The organism is Erythrobacter ani (genome assembly GCF_019204025.1).
GTDB classification, from domain to species: Bacteria; Pseudomonadota; Alphaproteobacteria; order Sphingomonadales; family Sphingomonadaceae; genus Erythrobacter; species Erythrobacter ani.
Genome location: NZ_JAGSPB010000001.1, coordinates 1,324,817 through 1,341,671, shown reverse-complemented (window position 1 = coordinate 1,341,671; position 16,855 = coordinate 1,324,817). Strand labels below are relative to the sequence as shown.

Genomic DNA, 16,855 nt, shown 5'->3' with positions numbered 1-16,855 from the left:
GGCCTGTGCGGCGCCTGCTGCACCTTCAAAATACTATTCGACTGGGCGCGAAGGATCGAGCAGGTCCTTTGCCTGCTCGGGATCGGACTGGCGCTCGCTTTCGACCATTTCGCTGATTTCGCTCTCGGGCCGCACGTCGTCACCATCCGCTGGCGGTGAGGCGCGCCTCTTGGCCGGGGCCGGCGTCGCATCGCCATCCTTCGGCGATCGCCCGATAGGCAGGGGGTCGGTTCGCCCGTCAAAGCGCAGGCGGTAGATCGGCTCCGGCAAGGCGAAGCCTGCATCCTCCAGCGCTTCCTTCACCGCTGCAATGGCGAGACTGCGCGATTTGAACCAATCCGCCTCGCGCTGGTCGATCCAGCCGAGGAACAGGATGACGATGTTGGAATCGCCCACCTGCTCGATCCGTCCCGCAGGTTCCGGTTCATCGAGCACGAATGGCAGTCCCAGCAAGACCTCGCTTCCGAGCTGCATGGCCGAGCGCGGATCGTCATCGGCATCGATACCAAGTTCAAAGCTGAAGCGCCTTTGCGGGTTGCGCGTGAAGTTGACGATCACGGCCTTGAACACCTGCGAATTGGGAACGCGCAGGTGATTGCCTTCCAGTGTCATCAGCACCGTCGCGCGGCTGGTAAGGCGGATCACGCGGCCTTCCAGATCGTCGATCAGCACGTGATCATTGGGCCGGAACGGTTGGCGCAGGCTCAGCATCAGCGATGCGACATAGTTCTCGATCGTGTCCCGCATCGCAAAGCCGAGCGCGATCCCGATCACGCCAGCTCCGCCCAGGACCGCGCCGAGCAAAGCGCCCGCGCCCAACATGTCGAGGGCAATCACGATTCCGCCCACGACAAACGCGAAACGGATCGCGCTGCGGATGAGCTCGCCAAGGAAGGCGTTCGGAGCGATCCGGTCCCAGATGAAGCCTAGGCCGGCGATCAGATATCCCACCGCCCCGATGACAAGCGCCGTGAGCATCGCCACGGCGAACAGCGGGAGGCCCGCCATGAAGCTGTCGAACAGGTCCGAAACCTCTCCGAATACCGAAAGGTTCTGTTCAACGGACAGATCGCGTTCGATGGCATTTTCGACCGTGACGACGCCCGATACACGCGAGGCGATTCCCTCCGCGCGCGCGATCGCATCGGCATCGGCGAGCGTACCGGTCAGGCTGACAACGCCTTCATTGGTCTCGACAGCGACTGTGCCGAAATCGGGCAATTCGGCAAATATGCCCTCGATCCGCTCGGTAATCCGCGCGTCATCGCCCGCGTCCTGCCCCTGCGAAATGGTTTGCTCGACCGTTTGAACATCCTCAGCCGCACTCGTATCCGGCTCCAGACCGGGCAATACGGCCAGTGCAGGCGCCGCTGTGAGCGCGGCGAGAAAAGCTAGCAGGACTTTAAAGAGATTCACGCGGCAACACCCCAGATTCGCCGAAAGCGGCGTCTAGGGGATCAACATGGCTGCGAAACGTACGTTCCCGCGCGGTGCTGGGAGGCGCTTACGCCAGAGCGAATATGGCTTTGAAGAATGCGGTCAGCGCAATCGGCAATCCGATCGCCAGAAACCACAGCGCGATGATGTCACGGCGGAAAGCATCGGCATAGGCCGGGTCAGTTGCCTGATCATCCGAAAGGTCTGTCCAGCGCCGCTCGAACCAACGGCAAGCCGGGATGATTGCGGCGATCAGAACCACGAGGGCGAAATAAGGGAGCAGCGACGGGAAGCCTTCCGAAATCGCTTTGACAGTCACGAAAATATGCAGGCCTGTATAAACGAGCAATGCGTAAGCGACATGGTCGCTGATCGCTTTGCGCCAGTCTTTCTCACGCGTTTGCGCGGCTGTCCCAACTTTTGCATCAGTTTCTTGTCGCGAATAATCGCCCATCAGACCGCTCCCCAACGGAATCTCTCTCTCACCGGACCAGTATTCCAAACCCACGGACAAGTTGCAAGCACAGTAACCAAAACGCAACGATGTTGCGCGCGGTGCACCGAAAGCCATGTGGCGGTGCCCTTTCAAGATAGCCTTGCAAGCAAAAATCCTGCCAAAACCGCGTCCCGGCTCTTTCCTGTTAAGCCGAGGCTGCTAAAGCTTGCGCCATGGACGAGTCTTCATCTCTGGAAAAACTGGTCGAATCCACCCCGGAAACGGCAGACGGAAACGCGCCGATACTGGGGGGCGGCCTTGAAGTCGTGTCGATCGCGAAAAGCTACGACAAACGCGCGGTGCTGACCGATATTTCCTTGAGCGTGGCCAAGGGTGAGGTGCTGGGCTTGCTCGGGCCGAATGGTGCCGGCAAGACGACCTGTTTCTATTCGATCATGGGACTGGTGAAGCCGGATTCCGGCCGGATCCTCATGGACGGAGAGGATGTCACCAAGCTGCCGATGTATCGCCGCGCGATTCTGGGTCTCGGATACCTGCCACAGGAAACCAGTATCTTCCGCGGTATGACCGTTGAGCAGAACATTGCGTGCGTTCTGGAAATGGTCGAGCCCGATGCCGAAACACGCAGTGACGAGCTGGAGCGGCTGCTGGAGGAGTTCGGGCTCACCCGGCTCCGCGAAAGCCCGGCCATGGCGCTGTCTGGCGGCGAAAGACGCCGCTGCGAAATCGCCCGCGCGCTAGCCGCCAAGCCATCGATCATGTTGCTCGATGAGCCGTTTGCCGGGATCGATCCTCTTTCGATCAGCGACATTCGCGACCTTGTCGCTGATTTGAAGACGCGCGGGATCGGGGTGCTCATCACGGACCACAATGTTCGCGAAACGCTCGAAATCGTGGACCGCGCCTGCATTATTTATGGCGGCCAGGTCCTGTTCGCCGGCACACCGCAGGAACTGGTTGCAGACGAGAACGTCCGCAGGCTTTATCTCGGCGAGAGCTTCACGCTCTAACGGATTTCGCCATGGCGCTCGGACCCAGACTGGACCTTCGCCAATCACAGCAATTGGTGATGACGCCGCAGCTGCAGCAGGCGATCAAGCTGCTGGCGGCCTCCAACCTCGAAATCGAGACCTTCATCGGCGAGGCGCTCGAAAGCAATCCGTTGCTCGAAGCAGGGTCGGTGGCCAGCGACGACAATCGATCATCGGAAGAACCCGATGACATTCCGCGGGAAGAGTTCACTTCCGACCAGCTCATGTCACAGGCACAAGGCGAGCGCGAGGCTCCGCTGGACATAGACAACAGCGCGCTGGATCGGGACCGAGACACCGGCGATGGGTCGCGGCTGTCCCCGTCGCAGAGCGATGCCGAATGGGGTGCGAGTGCGGTAAGCTCGGGCGGCGGCGAGACCGACTTTCCCGGCATCGAAGCCAATCGCGCAGGTGATGTTTCACTCAGCGAGCATCTGAATGAGCAGGTCGGCACGGTTGCGGTGAATCCCAAGGAGGCCTTTCTTGCGCGACATTTGATCGGGCTGCTCGACGATGCGGGATATCTGACAAGCGATCTTCGCAACGTGGCATCCAATCTCGGCGTCAGCATGGACGAGATTGAAGACGCCCTGACCGTGGTGCAGATGCTCGATCCCACCGGGGTGGGCGCGCGCAGCCTTTCCGAATGCCTCGCCATCCAGGCACGCGAAGCCGACCGGTATGATCCCTGCATGCGTGCGATGATAGACAACCTCGAACTGGTCGCGCGCGGCGAGGTAGAGCGGCTCAAGCGCCTTTGCGAAGTCGATGATGAAGATTTTGCCGACATGCTGGGCGAGCTGCGCAGCTACGATCCGAAACCGGGGCTGGCATTCGCGCCGAGCGACGACAGTGCGATCACGCCCGACATATTACTCAGCGAAAACGATGAGGGCGGCTGGGATATCGCACTTAACGAAGATACCCTCCCAAGGCTCGTCGTGAACCGGAGCTATTATCTGGAAATCAACGAAGGTTCGCCCGACCCGCAAGCGCAATCATGGCTCAAGGAAAAACTTGCCGATGCGCATTGGCTGATCCGTGCGCTCGATCAGAGACAGAAAACGATCCTGAAAACTACCGCTGAAATTGTAAAACAGCAGGACGGCTTTTTTCGCAGCGGCGTATCGGAGCTGCGTCCGCTCACCTTGCGCGAAGTCGCCGAACAGATTGACATGCATGAAAGCACCGTGAGCCGGGTCACCAGCAATAAGTATTTGCACTGTGATCGCGGCTGCTTCGAGTTGAAATACTTCTTTTCCAGCGGCGTCGCATCAAGCGACGGCGAAGGCGCGTCATCCGAAGCGATCAAGGCGAGGATCAAGGCGCTGACCGACGCCGAAGACCCCAAAAAGGTGCTGTCCGATCAGAAACTGGCGGACCTGCTGGGCGAGGAGGGCTTTGACCTCGCGCGCCGGACCGTTGCCAAATACCGCGAGGCGATCGGCATCGGGTCGAGCGCACAGAGACGCCGGGCAAAGAAGCTGAACAGTTTTTGATCCCTGCCCTCAAACGCCGCGCGCCTGAGGACGCAAACAGACATGTTGCACAAAAGACTCGCAAACTTTCTGGCAAGCCGTTTACGGCGCGTTAACCTTTTCCGTTCAGATCTTGTGTGGTTAATACATGGCAACACCTCTTGACGAGGAGTTACCGACACAGCTTGCCAAAAGGTAAGCCGGCCAGGTTCTGGGGCAATTAGGGGACCAGATATGCGAGTGCTGTTGATCGAGGACGAGCCAACAACCGCGAAAGCGATTGAGCTCATGCTCACCACTGAAGGTTTCAATGTCTATTCCACCGATCTGGGCGAAGAAGGCCTCGATCTGGGTAAGCTGTACGATTACGACATCATCCTGCTCGATCTCAATCTGCCGGACATGCACGGCTATGACGTGCTGAAGAAGCTGCGCGTCGCCAAGGTGCAGACGCCTGTGCTGATCCTTTCGGGTATCGCAGAGATGGATAGCAAGATCCGCTCGTTCGGCTTCGGTGCGGACGATTACGTAACCAAGCCATTCCATCGCGAAGAGCTGGTCGCCCGCATTCACGCCGTCGTGCGCCGTTCGAAGGGTCACAGCCAGTCGATCATCCGCACCGGCAAGCTTGCCGTGAACCTCGACGCAAAAACCGTCGAAGTCGACGGCGCGCGCGTCCATCTGACGGGCAAGGAATACGCGATGCTTGAACTGCTTTCGCTGCGCAAGGGCACCACACTCACGAAGGAAATGTTCCTGAACCACCTGTATGGCGGTATGGACGAGCCCGAACTGAAGATCATTGATGTCTTCATCTGCAAGCTCCGCAAAAAGCTGAGCCATGCGTGCGGCGGCGAAAACTACATCGAAACGGTATGGGGCCGCGGATACGTCCTGCGAGACCCGAACGAAGAGGCTGAAGCGGCCTAAACCACTCGTTTTTTATCGAGCAACACCCGGTGCGCACCCCGCGCTCCGGGTGTTTCTAGTTTATGGACCCGAAACTGTGCCCAATGCCGCGAAATCCCGGCCGCTCGGTTCCTGGAATACGCGCAGGTCGAATTCGGGGACTATCGAAAGCAGGTGGTCGAAGATGTCTGCCTGGATCGCTTCGTATTCTCCCCAAGTGGTCGTGTCGGCGAAGCAATAAATCTCGATCGGAAGGCCCTGCGGCCCGGGGTCGAGCTGGCGCACCAGCATCGTGAACCCGTCCCCGATGCGGGGGTGCCAAGCGATATACGCTTCGATATAGGCGCGAAACGTGCCGATATTGGTCAGCCGGCGAGCGTTCACCGGCTGGTCGTCGCCCGCAAGCTCGGCCCTGTTCCACTCCGCAATCTCCTCGCGCTTCGCGGCCAGGTAGGGTTTTAGGATGCGGAACTTCTTCAGGTCCAACACCTCATCGTCGCTCAGGAAGCGGATCGAATTCTGGTCGAGCACGATCGACCGCTTAATCCGCCGCCCCCCGCTTTCGCTCATCCCGCGCCAGTTGCGATAGGCGTCCGACACCAGCCGATGCGTCGGTATCGTGGTGATCGTCTTGTCGAAATTCTGAACCTTCACCGTGTGTAGAGAGATGTCGATGACATCGCCGTCCGCCTGCATGCTCGGCATTTCAATCCAGTCTCCTACCCGCAGCATGTCGTTCGATGTGAGCTGTACGCTCGCGACCAGAGAGAGGATGGTGTCTTTGAAAACCAGCAGCAGCACTGCGGTAATAGCGCCAAGGCCCGAAAGCAGCAGCAGCGGCGATTCGTCGATCAGGACCGAGATCATGATAATCGCCGCGCCGCACAGCACGATGATCTTCACCACCTGCACGAAGCCCTTTATCGGGCGGTACCTGGATCGAGGCAGGCGTTCATAGACTTCATTGGCGTAGGCGAGCGCTTTGACGATGCTCATCGCGACCGAAATCACGATCAGCGCCTGCGCCACATTGGTTATGACGGTGTAGATGCCTTCGGGCAGATGCGGGACGAGCCGGATTCCACGCGATATGATCAGCAACGGCGCGACCGTTGCCAGCCAGGCGGCGGATTTGTCGATCGTCTTTGTCTGGCGGTCGAGATACGGGGCCAGAACGCGCAGGATTACGTGTTTGAGTACGTAATTGATCGCCAGCGATGCGGTGAAGAGCGCAATCAGCCCGATCGACGATTGCGCCCATGCGGGCTGGTCTGCGAAAACTTGGAACAGGTAAGCCATGACGGGCGAGTTAGGGTGAGAGAGGGCGCGGCTCAACCCCGCTGCTCATCTCGAACGCCAAACCTGCCCTTCGGTCTGGACAATTGTGCACGGAAAGCCTTAGCGGACCCAGCATGACAGCGTTCAAAGAAGGCGACCCCACCACATTAAACCGATTGTATGGCCGCAGCATCGGCAAGCCGCTGCGCGGGCGGCAACAAGGTCTTGTCGAAAATCTCCTGCCAAAGATTGCCGTACCCGAAGATGGTGAGGTGACTGCCGAAAGGCTGTTCGGCGAGGCTTGCCCGCTGCATTTCGAGATTGGCTTCGGCAGCGGCGAACATCTGGGGTACCGCGCTGACCTGCTGCCCAATCACGGCTTTATCGGAGCCGAGCCATTTCTCAATGGTGTGGCAGCGGCGCTCGGCCATGTTGAAGACCAGCGCCTTGCGAATGTGCGACTGCATCATGGCGATGCGATCGAAGTGCTCCAGCGTGTCCCGGATGGGGCCCTGACCATGGCGTATCTGCTACATCCCGACCCCTGGCCCAAGAACAAGCACGCAAAACGTCGCATGATGAATGATGGCCCGGTGGGATTGCTGGCCGACAAGTTGAAGCCGGGCGGCGAATTTCGTTTCGGCACCGATCATGCGATCTATCTGCGACACGCCCTGATGGTAATGCAGCGCTTCACCGACAAGTTCGAATGGATCGTCGATGGTCCATCGAGCTGGCAGAATCGCCCCAGCGGCTGGAGCGAGACGCGCTATGAGCACAAGGCCCGCACGGTCTTCGGACACGAGGTGTGGTATTTCCGGTTTCGCCGCCTCTGATATGCAAAGCCTTCGCCGCCGCGAACTTGGCTGCAAAAGGGCACAGTTCGTCCCGTGTGGTTAACGGCTAAACTTATGTGATGGAAATATAAGGGTTTTTTGGAACGGAATACCGCCTTGTCCATTGGTCATATGAAAAGCAAATCAAACCAAGGGATAATTATCCAATGACCATCAACACACTCACGGACCTCTACATCGATCAGCTGCAGGACATTTACAGCGCCGATAAGCAGTCGCTCGAGGCGACCAAGAAACTCCATGAAAAAGCAACCTCCGAAGATCTCCGCAGCGCACTCGAAGACGGCGTAAAAGGCATTTCGGAAGGTATGGTCCAGGTCCGCAAGCTGATCGAAGGCCACAATGCAAACCCGAATGGTGAATTCTGTAAGGGCATGGAAGGCCTCGTGAAGGAAGCTAAGGCGCACGCCATCGATGCCGACATCGACGACAAGGACGTGCTCGATGCTTCGATCATTACCCAATACCAGCGCATGACCCACTACGGCCTGGCGGGATACGGAACTGCAGTGGCGTTTGCGAGCCGTCTTGGACTCACGAGCGATGCAGAAACACTTCAGACCTGTCTCGACAACACCTATGATGGTGACCGCCGCATGACCGAAATCGCAACCGGCGAAGTCAATAAGGAAGCGATGGCCGCGTGAAAACCGCGACTAGTCGTAAATAACTGACACCCAAAAGGCTCGGCACCCGCCGGGCCTTTTTCGTGTTCAGGCTGCGCGGGCGTTCAGCCGACCACGCCTGCTCCCGCCAGCACGGCCAGCGTCAGAACATCCGGTGCAAGCGCCGTCATCGGGACAATCTGCACAGGCTTTTCCATCCCAATCAGCATCGGGCCGATCGTCGCATTGCCGCCCAGCTCTCGAAGGATTTTTGCCGATAGATTGGCCGATTGCAGACCCGGCATGACGAGCACATTGGCCGGTGCCGACAGCCTGCAAAACGGATACAGCTCCATCACTTTCGGATTGAGCGCAGCATCCGGGGCCATCTCCCCTTCATATTCGAAGCCTGGGTCTTCCGCATCGAGGATTGCGACCGCGTCGCGAATGTTGTTGAGCCACTGGCCCGACGGATTGCCAAAGGTAGAATACGACAGGAAAGCGACGCGGGGTTCGTGGCCCATCCGCCGCGCGACCGCTGCCGTTTCGCGCGCGATGTGGGCAAGCTCTTGCGCGCTGGGACGCTCATTGATGGTGGTATCGGCGAGAAAGGTGGTGTGGTTCTTGCCGATCATCATGTGGATGCCGAAGGGGATGGCACCGGGCTTCGGTTCGAGAACGCGGTTAATCTCCTTGGCGGTCTGCGCAAACGTACGCGTCAGGCCTGAAATGACGCCGTCACCGTGACCAAGCGCGACTAGCAGCGCCGCAAAAACGTTACGTTCCTGGTTCACCATGCGGCGCACATCGCGCTCGGTATATCCGCGCCGCTGCAACCGTTTGTAAAGGTATTCGACCATCGCGGGCACATGCTCACTATCGGCCGAGTTCTGGATTTCGAAGCTGCTCGGATCGGAAACCGAAAGCTGGTGCAGCTTGTTGAGCACCGCCTTAGTGCGTCCGACAAGAATCGGCGTTCCGTAGCCGAAATCGCGGAACTGAATCGCGGCGCGCAACACCACTTCTTCTTCCGCTTCTGCGAAAACCATCCGTTTGGGATTCGATTTGGCTTCGTCGTAAACTCCGGTCAGGACCGAAGTCGTCGGATTGAGCCGCGATTTCAATTCGTGGCGATATTGCTCGAAATCCTCGATCCGCGCCTGCGCGACACCCGAATCCATGGCCGCTTTCGCTACTGCGGATGATACCACCTCGATCAAGCGCGGGTCGAACGGTGCAGGGATAATGTAGTCGGTGCCGAATTTCTGGTTCTTGCCATAGGCGCTCGCCACTTCTTCCGGAACGCGGTCACGCGCCAGTTCGGCGATCGCCTGCGCGGCAGCAACTTTCATCTCTTCATTGATCGTGGTTGCCTGCACATCGAGCGCGCCGCGAAAGATGAAGGGAAAGCCCAGCACGTTATTGACCTGGTTCGGAAAGTCGCTGCGCCCGGTTGCAATGATCGCATCGGGACGGACCGCTTTCGCATCGTCAGGCATGATTTCGGGCACCGGGTTCGCCATCGCAAAGATGATCGGTTTGTCCGCCATCTTCTTCACCCATTCGGGCTTCAACGCTCCCGCCGCCGAAAGGCCGAGGAAGATATCTGCTCCGTTGAGCGCACTTTCGAGATCGGTCGCATCGGTGTGGACCGCGTGTGCGCTTTTCCATTGATCGACGTTGTCGCGTCCAGGGGTAATCGGACCGGAGCGATCGCACATGATCACGTTTTCATGAGGCACGCCCATTGCCTTGATCAGCGCGGTACACGCAATTGCGGCGGCGCCCGCGCCGTTCACGACGACGTTAACGTCCTTGATGTCGCGGTCGGTCAGATGGCAGGCGTTGAGCAGGCCGGCTGCCGTTATGATCGCGGTGCCGTGCTGGTCATCGTGCATCACCGGGATGTTCATCCGTTCCCGCAGTGCCGCTTCGATTATGAAGCATTCCGGTGCCTTGATATCTTCGAGATTAATGCCGCCGAAAGTCGGCTCCATCAGAGCAACCGCGTTTATGAACGCCTCGGGGTCCTCCGTCGCGAGTTCGATGTCGATCGAGTCCACATCGGCGAAACGTTTGAATAGGACCGCCTTGCCTTCCATCACCGGCTTCGATGCTAGCGCGCCGAGATTGCCGAGACCGAGAATGGCCGAACCGTTCGAAATCACTGCAACGAGGTTGGCCTTCGCCGTATAACGTGCTGCGAGCGCGGGATCTTCCGCAATGGCCTCGACCGGCGCAGCAACGCCCGGTGAATAGGCCAGGCTTAAATCGCGCTGCGAGGTCATTGGTTTGGTCGCGACGATTTCAAGCTTACCCGGCCGGATCGTCTCATGGTAAAACAACGCTTCGCGTGTGGTGAAACCGCCTTTGCGACCAGCTTGTTGTTCGTCCGACATAAAACCCTTTTCCGTTACGGCAATTATCGCTTCGTCGATCGCGCTTAGCCCGCCCCGCTCGCAAACGATAGGGGAAACAAGGCGCTCGCCCGTTCCGAATCGGTCGCATGCTGGCTAGGCCGGAAAAATGGCTTCGCCGAAACCCTCCCAGCCCACTCCGATGATGCAGCAATACCTTGCGCTCAAGGAGCAAGCTGCGGGGTCGTTGCTGTTTTACCGCATGGGCGATTTCTTCGAACTGTTCTTCGACGATGCACGCGAAGCGGCCAGTATTCTCGACATCGCACTTACGACGAGGGGCGAGCATGGCGGGGCGCCTGTGCCCATGTGCGGTGTCCCCGTTCATTCAGCTGAAGGGTACCTCGCCCGGCTGATCAAGGCAGGGCAACGTGTCGCCATTGCCGAGCAGGTCGAAACCCCGGACGAAGCGAAGGCGCGTGCAAAGAGCGAGGGCAGGCCATCTTCGAAAGTCCTGGTGAAGCGCGACATCGTGCGATTTGTCACCGCCGGAACACTCACCGAAGAGGCGCTTCTCAATCCGCGTAAGGCCAACCTGCTCGCCGCGCTCGCCGAAGTGCGCGGTGCTGTCGGCATTGCCAGCTGCGACATTTCGACCGGAACTGTGGTGTTGGAGGAATGCGCACCAGAAATGCTCGGCGCAAGACTGGCACGTATCGGTGCCACCGAGATCGTCGCACCGGAAGATTGGTCGCTTGGTCCGGAGGACGTGACATTTCATCCACGTGGCGATTTTTCGAGCGACGCAGGTGCAGAGCGGCTGAAGGCGATCCACGGCGTGGCGACACTGGACGGCTTTGGAGATTTTTCCCGCGCAATGCTGGCGGCAGCAGGCGGTCTGATCACTTACCTCGATCATGTCGGACGCGGAAATCTGCCTCTGCTGCTGCCGCCGGTCGTGCGGGCAAGCGCATCGGGAATGGAGATGGACGAGGCGACCCGTGCGAGCCTCGAAATCCTGCAAACACAGAGCGGCGGACGTCAGGGCAGCCTGATCGCAACCCTTGATCGCTGTTCGACGGGTGCAGGATCGCGGCTGCTCGCCGAAGATCTGGCTGCACCGCTGCTGGAACGCCTTGCGATAAATGACCGGTTGGAGCTGGTCGAATTCTGGCGCGCCCGGCCGATCCACCGGGCTGAGCTGCGCGATACTCTGAGAGCCTTGCCCGATATTGGCCGCGCACTCGGCCGCATCGTTGCCGGACGCGGAAGTCCGCGTGATTTGGGCCAGATTCGCGATGGATTGGCCGAGGCAGTGCGCATCCATGACCGTGTGCGAGGAGAAAGCGACCGACCGTCATTGCTCGATGCCCTCTTGCCAGCTCTTACCGGTCACGGCGCGCTCATAGATCACCTGGCTCATGCCTTGGTCGCCGCTCCGCCTACTGAGCGCGCGAATGGTGGTTTCATCGCCGACGGCTACGATGCCAGCCTCGATGAATTGCGTGAGGTGTCTGGCAATGCGCGCCGCGCCATCGCTGCGATGGAGGCGCGCTACCGCGATCAGACCGGAATCGCGTCGCTCAAGATCAAGCATAACGGCGTGCTGGGTTATTTCATCGAAGTGCCGAGCAGACATGGCGATGCCTTGATGCACGCAGACAGCGGATTCACGCATCGCCAGACCATGAAGGGCGCGGTGCGGTTCAATTCGCTGAGCTTGCACGAAGAAGCCTCGCGCATTTCCGAAGCCGGTGGCCGCGCCCTCGCGGCAGAGGAATCGCATTTCGAGGAATTGATCGAGGCCGTGGGCACGGCGCGTGAGGCAATCGCTCACACCGCCGCCGCCCTTGCGCGGATCGATGTCGCCGCCGGAAATGCAGAGCGCGCATCGGAAGGGGATTGGACGCGGCCTGAAATCACCGAGGATACCGGCATTGCAATCAGGGGCGGGCGTCACCCGGTGGTGGAGGCCGCACTCGCCAAGCAAGGCGACCGCTTCGTCGCCAATGATTGCGCGCTGAGCCAAGAGGATCGTTTGTGGCTGATCGGCGGCCCCAACATGGGCGGCAAATCGACATTCTTGCGCCAGAATGCGCTCATCGTCCTGATGGCGCAGTCCGGCTGCTTCGTACCGGCAGAGAACGCCAGGATCGGGGTAGTCGACCGGCTGTTCAGCCGCGTTGGCGCTTCGGACAATCTTGCACGTGGACGTTCCACCTTCATGGTGGAAATGGTCGAGACCGCAGCGATCCTATCGCAGGCAACCAAGCGCAGCTTCGTCATTTTGGACGAGGTCGGACGCGGTACGTCGACTTATGATGGGTTGGCGCTCGCCTGGGCTGTTGTCGAAGCGGTCCATTCGCGCATCGCGTGCCGCTGCCTTTTCGCCACCCATTACCACGAGCTCGCACGTCTGGCGGAAAGCTGCGAATCGCTCTCGCTTCATCATGTACGCGCTCGCGAATGGAAGGGGGAGCTGGTGCTCCTCCACGAACTTGCACGCGGTCCTGCCGATCGATCATACGGACTCGCGGTCGCAAAACTTGCAGGCGTTCCGGATGCCGTGGTGAATCGGGCGTCACAGGTCCTTGCGAAGCTGGAGGAGGCGCGAACCGAGACAGGCGGTATAGCGGCTGGTCTCGGTGAGTTGCCGCTGTTTGCCGCTTCACTGCACCAGCCAGAGCCCAAAAATACACCCGAGCAGGAACTGGCCGCCAAACTTCTGGAAACAGACATTGATTCGCTGTCGCCGCGGGAAGCGCTCGATTTGCTCTATGATCTGAAGCGCCAAGCCGGTTCTACCGATCGTTAACCGTTAACGGGTATCTCGGCAGACCATGTTTGCCAATTTGTTCAAGAACCCCAAGGCCGCACTGGCCTATGTCGGCATAACGTTATTCAGCGTGATGCTTTTCGTGGGCACCGAAGATAAGCCCGGTTCGCTCAAGCAAACCGTCGACTCCGTAAGCAGCGAGGGCCCCGAGGAGACCGCCGAAGGCCGGCAGTTCGGTGATGAGGTTGCAACCAGCGGAGACATACTAGGGAAAGCTCGGCCCAGATCCGAGTCCGACGGGGAAATCGAATTCGCGACCGACGAAGAACTGATCGATGCAGCAAAAGGCTTCAATCCCGCGCCGTCCTACGACTTTTCCGGCTACAACCCGAATCCCAAACAGCAAGACTTTCTCAGCGATCAGGACAAGATTGTTGCGCAAGACGACGATGGTGGATGGGCAGTGTCTCCGGCAGGCGAGTAACACAAGGCGGAGTTGCGGGCTTGCCTACGCGCGCTCTTTGCCATCGTATTTAGACGTATTGTCATCGTGGTTCGGCTCGCCGGCAAAGGCGCCGTAATCAATCCGTCCACTGTCTTCCATCTCGCGCATCTGATCGACCATGTCGGTTTCGGAACCTGCGACACCATCGACTGAATCCGATGCGACTTTCAGACTTTCTGTCGCGCCTGCAGATTGTGCGTGCTCCTTCGCCTGCATTGCGACTTCCTGCGCCTGACTGCGGTGATCGTCCTGCTCGTCATTATCCATTTCCGGGGCGAGATCGGCTTGGCGTTCTTCCTGGCTTTTAACGGGGGCTTTGTTGTCGGTCATGCTGGTAACTCCTTTGCATAACCAACGGCAGGACCGGGCCAGTGTTCCGAGTTTTACCGCGTGGGAACAGGTGCATCGCCAGAATAATCGTAAAAACCGCGCCCGGTCTTGCGGCCAAGCCATCCGGCTTCGACGTATTTGACTAGCAGCGGCGCGGGCCGATATTTCGTATCGCGGGTCGTCTTGTAGAGAACCTTGATGATGTCGAGACAGGTATCGAGGCCCACGAAATCGGCAAGTTGCAACGGACCCATCGGGTGGTTCAGGCCCAGCCGGCATCCTTTGTCGATATCCTCTATCCCGGCGGTGGATTGACCGAGGACGAAAACAGCCTCGTTTATCATGGGAAGCAGGATCCGATTGACGACGAAACCTGGCTCATCCTGACTGAGCACCACTTGTTTGCCGAGGCCTTCCGCAAATGCAGTGACACGATCGGTCGTATCCTGCGCGGTCGCCAGACCGGGAATGACCTCGATCAGTCCCATCACCGGGACTGGATTGAAAAAGTGCAAACCGATGAAGCGTTCGGGATCGGGCGAATGATTGGCCATCCGGGTGATCGGAATCGAGCTGGTGTTCGACGCCATGACCGCGCTGTCTGACAAGACCTTACCTGCCGCTTCGAAGATGGCCTGCTTGATCTGCTCTTTTTCGGTTGCAGCTTCGATGATCAGCTCGGCTTCCGCCATTGGCGCGTAATCCGCGACGGGGGTAACCTTGTCGAGGAGCGCCTCGGCAGCGCCAGCTTCGATCTTTCCGCGGCCCACCAGCTTGATTACGGCCTTTTCGATGGAATCCTTGCCTGCCTGAGCCCGCGCGAGATCGACATCCGACAGCAGCACTTGCATTCCATGCTGTGCCACCGTCTGCGCGATACCGGTTCCCATCTGACCGGCCCCGATTACACCAATTTTCCGCATGACAGACTTCCTTCGCAAGTGCAGCATTATGTCTGCCAGGCCTGTTAGCGTCGGGAGGGGTTATTGGCCAGAGCCAGCCGTCAACGATTTGCGCCAGGAACCCATTTCACATCCGAATTTCCGTCATCGTTGAGCACGCGTGCAAGGACGAACAGAAGATCGGACAGCCGGTTTATGTAAGCGGCAGCCTCTGGATTGACCGGCGTTTCGGCTGCCATCGCCGTTACCGCACGCTCTGCCGATCGCGTGGTCGCACGGGCAACGTGAACACGAGAGGCCGCTTCGCTGCCGCCGGGCAGGACAAAGCTGGTCAGCGGCTCAAGCCGTTCGTTGAGGGTGTCAATTTGAGCTTCGATCCATTCCGCTTGCGAAGAAACGATGCGCAGTACCATTTCCGAAGGAGAGAAATCGCCGTCCTCTGCTGGTGTCGCAAGGTCCGCACCAAGATCGAAAAGGTCGTTTTGAACCCGTGTCAGCAGGCTCGCCAGCGCTTCGTCGGCAATCGCACAAATTGCATGGCCGATCGCGCAATTCGCTTCATCCACCTCACCGATCGCAGCAATCCGAGCCGAGTGTTTCGGACAGCGAGACCCATCGACAAGCCCAGTGGTGCCATCGTCGCCGGTGCGCGTATAGATTTTGTTGAGTTTGACCATCCGAGCGCCTTAGCGCGCCCGGCGCGGGCGCGTCTAGCGCGAGACGGCCAGAATGATCGCCACCACAGCGATTGCCAGCGCCTGATACTTGATCCGCGCAAACATCGCCTTGTTCTGCAGCATCTGCATATCGGTCGCGGTTTCGCCCTCGCCGGTTTCAAGGTCGATCTTCGTAGTCTGCAGAAACGCAATAATCCCGCGTACGAGCGAAACGATCACCATGACACAAAGGACGACAAGGACAGCGATGAGGATATAGTTCATGACAGTTAAATGGGTTCTTTCACGCTAAGTTCCAGATAGCTTTTGTTGCAACCGCAATTGCTCGGCCAGCACTAGCCCGTCTTCGCCGCGTTCTCGGCGCGAAGCTAGCGCAGGCGATCCGCGTCTTTTTGCCAGTTTCCGGCCATCATCATCGATCAAGAGGTTGTGGTGATGATAATGCGGCAGTGGCAATTCGAGCAGCTCTTGAAGAATGCGGTGGACATGGGTTGCTGCGAACAGATCGGAGCCTCTTGTCACCACCGTGACCTCATCGGCCGCATCGTCCAGAGTCGCAGCCAGATGATAGCTCGCCGGCAGGTCCTTGCGCACGATTACGACGTCGCCGAACTCGCGCGGATCGGCAATGACCGAACCCGCCTGCTCATCAGTCCAGATGAGTTCGCCCAATTCGGTCATTGCCTTGTCCACATCCAGCCTGAGCGCAGCAGGTTCTTCGCCCGTCGGACAGCGTCCTTTGCAAGCTCCGGGATAGATCACACCGTCCTCGCCTGTGCGCGGGTCGAGCGCCTCGATCTCCTTGCGAGTGCACGAGCACCGATAGGCCATACCTAGTTCAAGCAGCGTATCGGCAGCATCGCGGTAGCTTTCCAGCCGGGTCGATTGCGCCGGCACCTCTTCCCATTCGAGCCCCAGCCATTCGAGGTCGCGGCGAAATTCGTCGGCGTGCTCGGGGCGCGATCGGGGACCATCTATATCCTCGATCCGAAGGAGAAAGCGTCCGCCTGCCGTTTTGGCCAAATCATGGGCGTAGATTGCCGAGAAAGCATGCCCCAGATGCAAGTGCCCATTGGGGCTCGGCGCGAAGCGCGTCACTATGCCGGGCGTCGTATTCATCCGGCGACAATGGCACAGCCTCTATCCATAGGCTATCAACAAGACGTCCACACATCGTCACTGTGGATATGAACAATGTCATGGCTTTGACTCTTTTTGTTGTCACGGCATGTTCCATTCAATCAGGGAGGGACGCG

The 16,855-nt window shown here is 59.1% G+C and carries 16 protein-coding genes; 7 read left to right on the top strand and 9 right to left on the bottom strand.

Annotated features, from left to right (window positions below; genetic code table 11):
- Positions 1-33: 33 nt before the first annotated feature.
- Both KCG45_RS06525 and KCG45_RS06520 read right to left on the bottom strand, forming a co-directional pair.
- Positions 34-1,416, bottom strand: a complete 1,383-nt coding sequence (locus tag KCG45_RS06525; protein WP_218316238.1) for a mechanosensitive ion channel domain-containing protein — start codon at positions 1,414-1,416, stop codon at positions 34-36.
- Between the two features lie 88 nt (positions 1,417-1,504).
- Positions 1,505-1,891 carry a hypothetical protein gene (locus KCG45_RS06520; protein ID WP_218316237.1) on the bottom strand — a complete coding sequence of 129 codons (387 nt, stop codon included), beginning with the start codon at positions 1,889-1,891 and terminating at the stop codon, positions 1,505-1,507.
- Between the two features lie 215 nt (positions 1,892-2,106).
- Here KCG45_RS06520 and lptB point away from each other — a divergent pair, with 215 nt between their 5' ends.
- The 3 genes from lptB (at position 2,107) to ctrA (ending at position 5,333) form a co-directional block, all read left to right on the top strand.
- Positions 2,107-2,904, top strand: coding sequence for an LPS export ABC transporter ATP-binding protein (lptB, locus tag KCG45_RS06515; protein WP_218316236.1), 798 nt, complete (start codon positions 2,107-2,109; stop codon positions 2,902-2,904).
- A gap of 11 nt (positions 2,905-2,915) precedes the next feature.
- Positions 2,916-4,424 carry an RNA polymerase factor sigma-54 gene (gene rpoN / locus KCG45_RS06510; RefSeq protein WP_218316235.1) on the top strand — a complete coding sequence of 503 codons (1,509 nt, stop codon included), beginning with the start codon at positions 2,916-2,918 and terminating at the stop codon, positions 4,422-4,424.
- 213 nt (positions 4,425-4,637) lie between these two features.
- Positions 4,638-5,333: a response regulator transcription factor CtrA gene (gene ctrA / locus KCG45_RS06505; protein WP_142787809.1), complete on the top strand. Its 696-nt coding sequence runs from the start codon at positions 4,638-4,640 to the stop codon at positions 5,331-5,333.
- 60 nt (positions 5,334-5,393) lie between these two features.
- On the opposite strand, the gene KCG45_RS06500 is transcribed toward ctrA, so the two are convergent.
- The gene (locus KCG45_RS06500) at positions 5,394-6,611 is read right to left on the bottom strand and encodes a mechanosensitive ion channel family protein (protein WP_218316495.1); all 1,218 of its coding nucleotides are present in this window, start codon (positions 6,609-6,611) and stop codon (positions 5,394-5,396) included.
- Positions 6,612-6,724: 113 nt separating this feature from the next.
- On the opposite strand from KCG45_RS06500, the gene trmB reads away from it, so the two are divergent.
- The gene (gene trmB, locus KCG45_RS06495) at positions 6,725-7,426 is read left to right on the top strand and encodes a tRNA (guanine(46)-N(7))-methyltransferase TrmB (protein WP_218316234.1); all 702 of its coding nucleotides are present in this window, start codon (positions 6,725-6,727) and stop codon (positions 7,424-7,426) included.
- A gap of 167 nt (positions 7,427-7,593) precedes the next feature.
- On the top strand, positions 7,594-8,094 hold the full coding sequence (locus KCG45_RS06490) for a ferritin-like domain-containing protein (RefSeq protein WP_218316233.1): 501 nt from the start codon (positions 7,594-7,596) through the stop codon (positions 8,092-8,094).
- A gap of 83 nt (positions 8,095-8,177) precedes the next feature.
- Here the strand turns inward: KCG45_RS06490 and KCG45_RS06485 are convergent, their stop codons facing one another.
- Positions 8,178-10,451, bottom strand: a complete 2,274-nt coding sequence (locus tag KCG45_RS06485) for an NADP-dependent malic enzyme (RefSeq protein WP_218316232.1) — start codon at positions 10,449-10,451, stop codon at positions 8,178-8,180.
- 127 nt (positions 10,452-10,578) lie between these two features.
- On the opposite strand from KCG45_RS06485, the gene mutS reads away from it, so the two are divergent.
- The gene (gene mutS, locus KCG45_RS06480; protein ID WP_500793861.1) at positions 10,579-13,224 is read left to right on the top strand and encodes a DNA mismatch repair protein MutS; all 2,646 of its coding nucleotides are present in this window, start codon (positions 10,579-10,581) and stop codon (positions 13,222-13,224) included.
- A 25-nt stretch (positions 13,225-13,249) separates the two neighbouring features.
- Positions 13,250-13,669 carry a hypothetical protein gene (locus KCG45_RS06475; RefSeq protein ID WP_218316231.1) on the top strand — a complete coding sequence of 140 codons (420 nt, stop codon included), beginning with the start codon at positions 13,250-13,252 and terminating at the stop codon, positions 13,667-13,669.
- Between the two features lie 24 nt (positions 13,670-13,693).
- Here the strand turns inward: KCG45_RS06475 and KCG45_RS06470 are convergent, their stop codons facing one another.
- The 5 genes from KCG45_RS06470 to gluQRS all read right to left on the bottom strand — a co-directional run bounded on the left by KCG45_RS06470 (position 13,694) and on the right by gluQRS (position 16,718).
- On the bottom strand, positions 13,694-14,020 hold the full coding sequence (locus KCG45_RS06470; protein WP_218316230.1) for a hypothetical protein: 327 nt from the start codon (positions 14,018-14,020) through the stop codon (positions 13,694-13,696).
- A 53-nt stretch (positions 14,021-14,073) separates the two neighbouring features.
- Positions 14,074-14,943, bottom strand: a complete 870-nt coding sequence (locus KCG45_RS06465; protein ID WP_218316229.1) for a 3-hydroxyacyl-CoA dehydrogenase NAD-binding domain-containing protein — start codon at positions 14,941-14,943, stop codon at positions 14,074-14,076.
- A gap of 80 nt (positions 14,944-15,023) precedes the next feature.
- The gene (locus KCG45_RS06460) at positions 15,024-15,599 is read right to left on the bottom strand and encodes a cob(I)yrinic acid a,c-diamide adenosyltransferase (RefSeq protein WP_218316228.1); all 576 of its coding nucleotides are present in this window, start codon (positions 15,597-15,599) and stop codon (positions 15,024-15,026) included.
- A gap of 33 nt (positions 15,600-15,632) precedes the next feature.
- Complete coding sequence (locus tag KCG45_RS06455; protein WP_218316227.1) at positions 15,633-15,863, bottom strand: HIG1 domain-containing protein; 231 nt, start codon at positions 15,861-15,863, stop codon at positions 15,633-15,635.
- A gap of 24 nt (positions 15,864-15,887) precedes the next feature.
- A complete protein-coding gene (gene gluQRS, locus KCG45_RS06450; protein ID WP_218316226.1) occupies positions 15,888-16,718 on the bottom strand; it encodes a tRNA glutamyl-Q(34) synthetase GluQRS in 831 nt (276 codons plus the stop codon).
- Positions 16,719-16,855 lie beyond the last annotated feature (137 nt).

Excerpts from the sequence above, each read along its gene's own strand:
- KCG45_RS06470 (WP_218316230.1), bottom strand. The coding sequence starts at position 14,020 with ATGACCGACAACAAAGCCCCCGTTAAAAGCCAGGAAGAACGCCAAGCC.
- KCG45_RS06465 (WP_218316229.1), bottom strand. The coding sequence starts at position 14,943 with ATGCGGAAAATTGGTGTAATCGGGGCCGGTCAGATGGGAACCGGTATC.
- KCG45_RS06460 (WP_218316228.1), bottom strand. The coding sequence starts at position 15,599 with ATGGTCAAACTCAACAAAATCTATACGCGCACCGGCGACGATGGCACC.
- KCG45_RS06520 (WP_218316237.1), bottom strand. The coding sequence starts at position 1,891 with ATGGGCGATTATTCGCGACAAGAAACTGATGCAAAAGTTGGGACAGCC.
- KCG45_RS06500 (WP_218316495.1), bottom strand. The coding sequence starts at position 6,611 with ATGGCTTACCTGTTCCAAGTTTTCGCAGACCAGCCCGCATGGGCGCAA.
- KCG45_RS06490 (WP_218316233.1), top strand. The coding sequence starts at position 7,594 with ATGACCATCAACACACTCACGGACCTCTACATCGATCAGCTGCAGGAC.
- trmB (WP_218316234.1), top strand. The coding sequence starts at position 6,725 with ATGACAGCGTTCAAAGAAGGCGACCCCACCACATTAAACCGATTGTAT.
- ctrA (WP_142787809.1), top strand. The coding sequence starts at position 4,638 with ATGCGAGTGCTGTTGATCGAGGACGAGCCAACAACCGCGAAAGCGATT.
- lptB (WP_218316236.1), top strand. The coding sequence starts at position 2,107 with ATGGACGAGTCTTCATCTCTGGAAAAACTGGTCGAATCCACCCCGGAA.
- KCG45_RS06485 (WP_218316232.1), bottom strand. The coding sequence starts at position 10,451 with ATGTCGGACGAACAACAAGCTGGTCGCAAAGGCGGTTTCACCACACGC.
- rpoN (WP_218316235.1), top strand. The coding sequence starts at position 2,916 with ATGGCGCTCGGACCCAGACTGGACCTTCGCCAATCACAGCAATTGGTG.
- KCG45_RS06455 (WP_218316227.1), bottom strand. The coding sequence starts at position 15,863 with ATGAACTATATCCTCATCGCTGTCCTTGTCGTCCTTTGTGTCATGGTG.
- gluQRS (WP_218316226.1), bottom strand. The coding sequence starts at position 16,718 with ATGAATACGACGCCCGGCATAGTGACGCGCTTCGCGCCGAGCCCCAAT.
- KCG45_RS06475 (WP_218316231.1), top strand. The coding sequence starts at position 13,250 with ATGTTTGCCAATTTGTTCAAGAACCCCAAGGCCGCACTGGCCTATGTC.
- mutS (WP_500793861.1), top strand. The coding sequence starts at position 10,579 with ATGGCTTCGCCGAAACCCTCCCAGCCCACTCCGATGATGCAGCAATAC.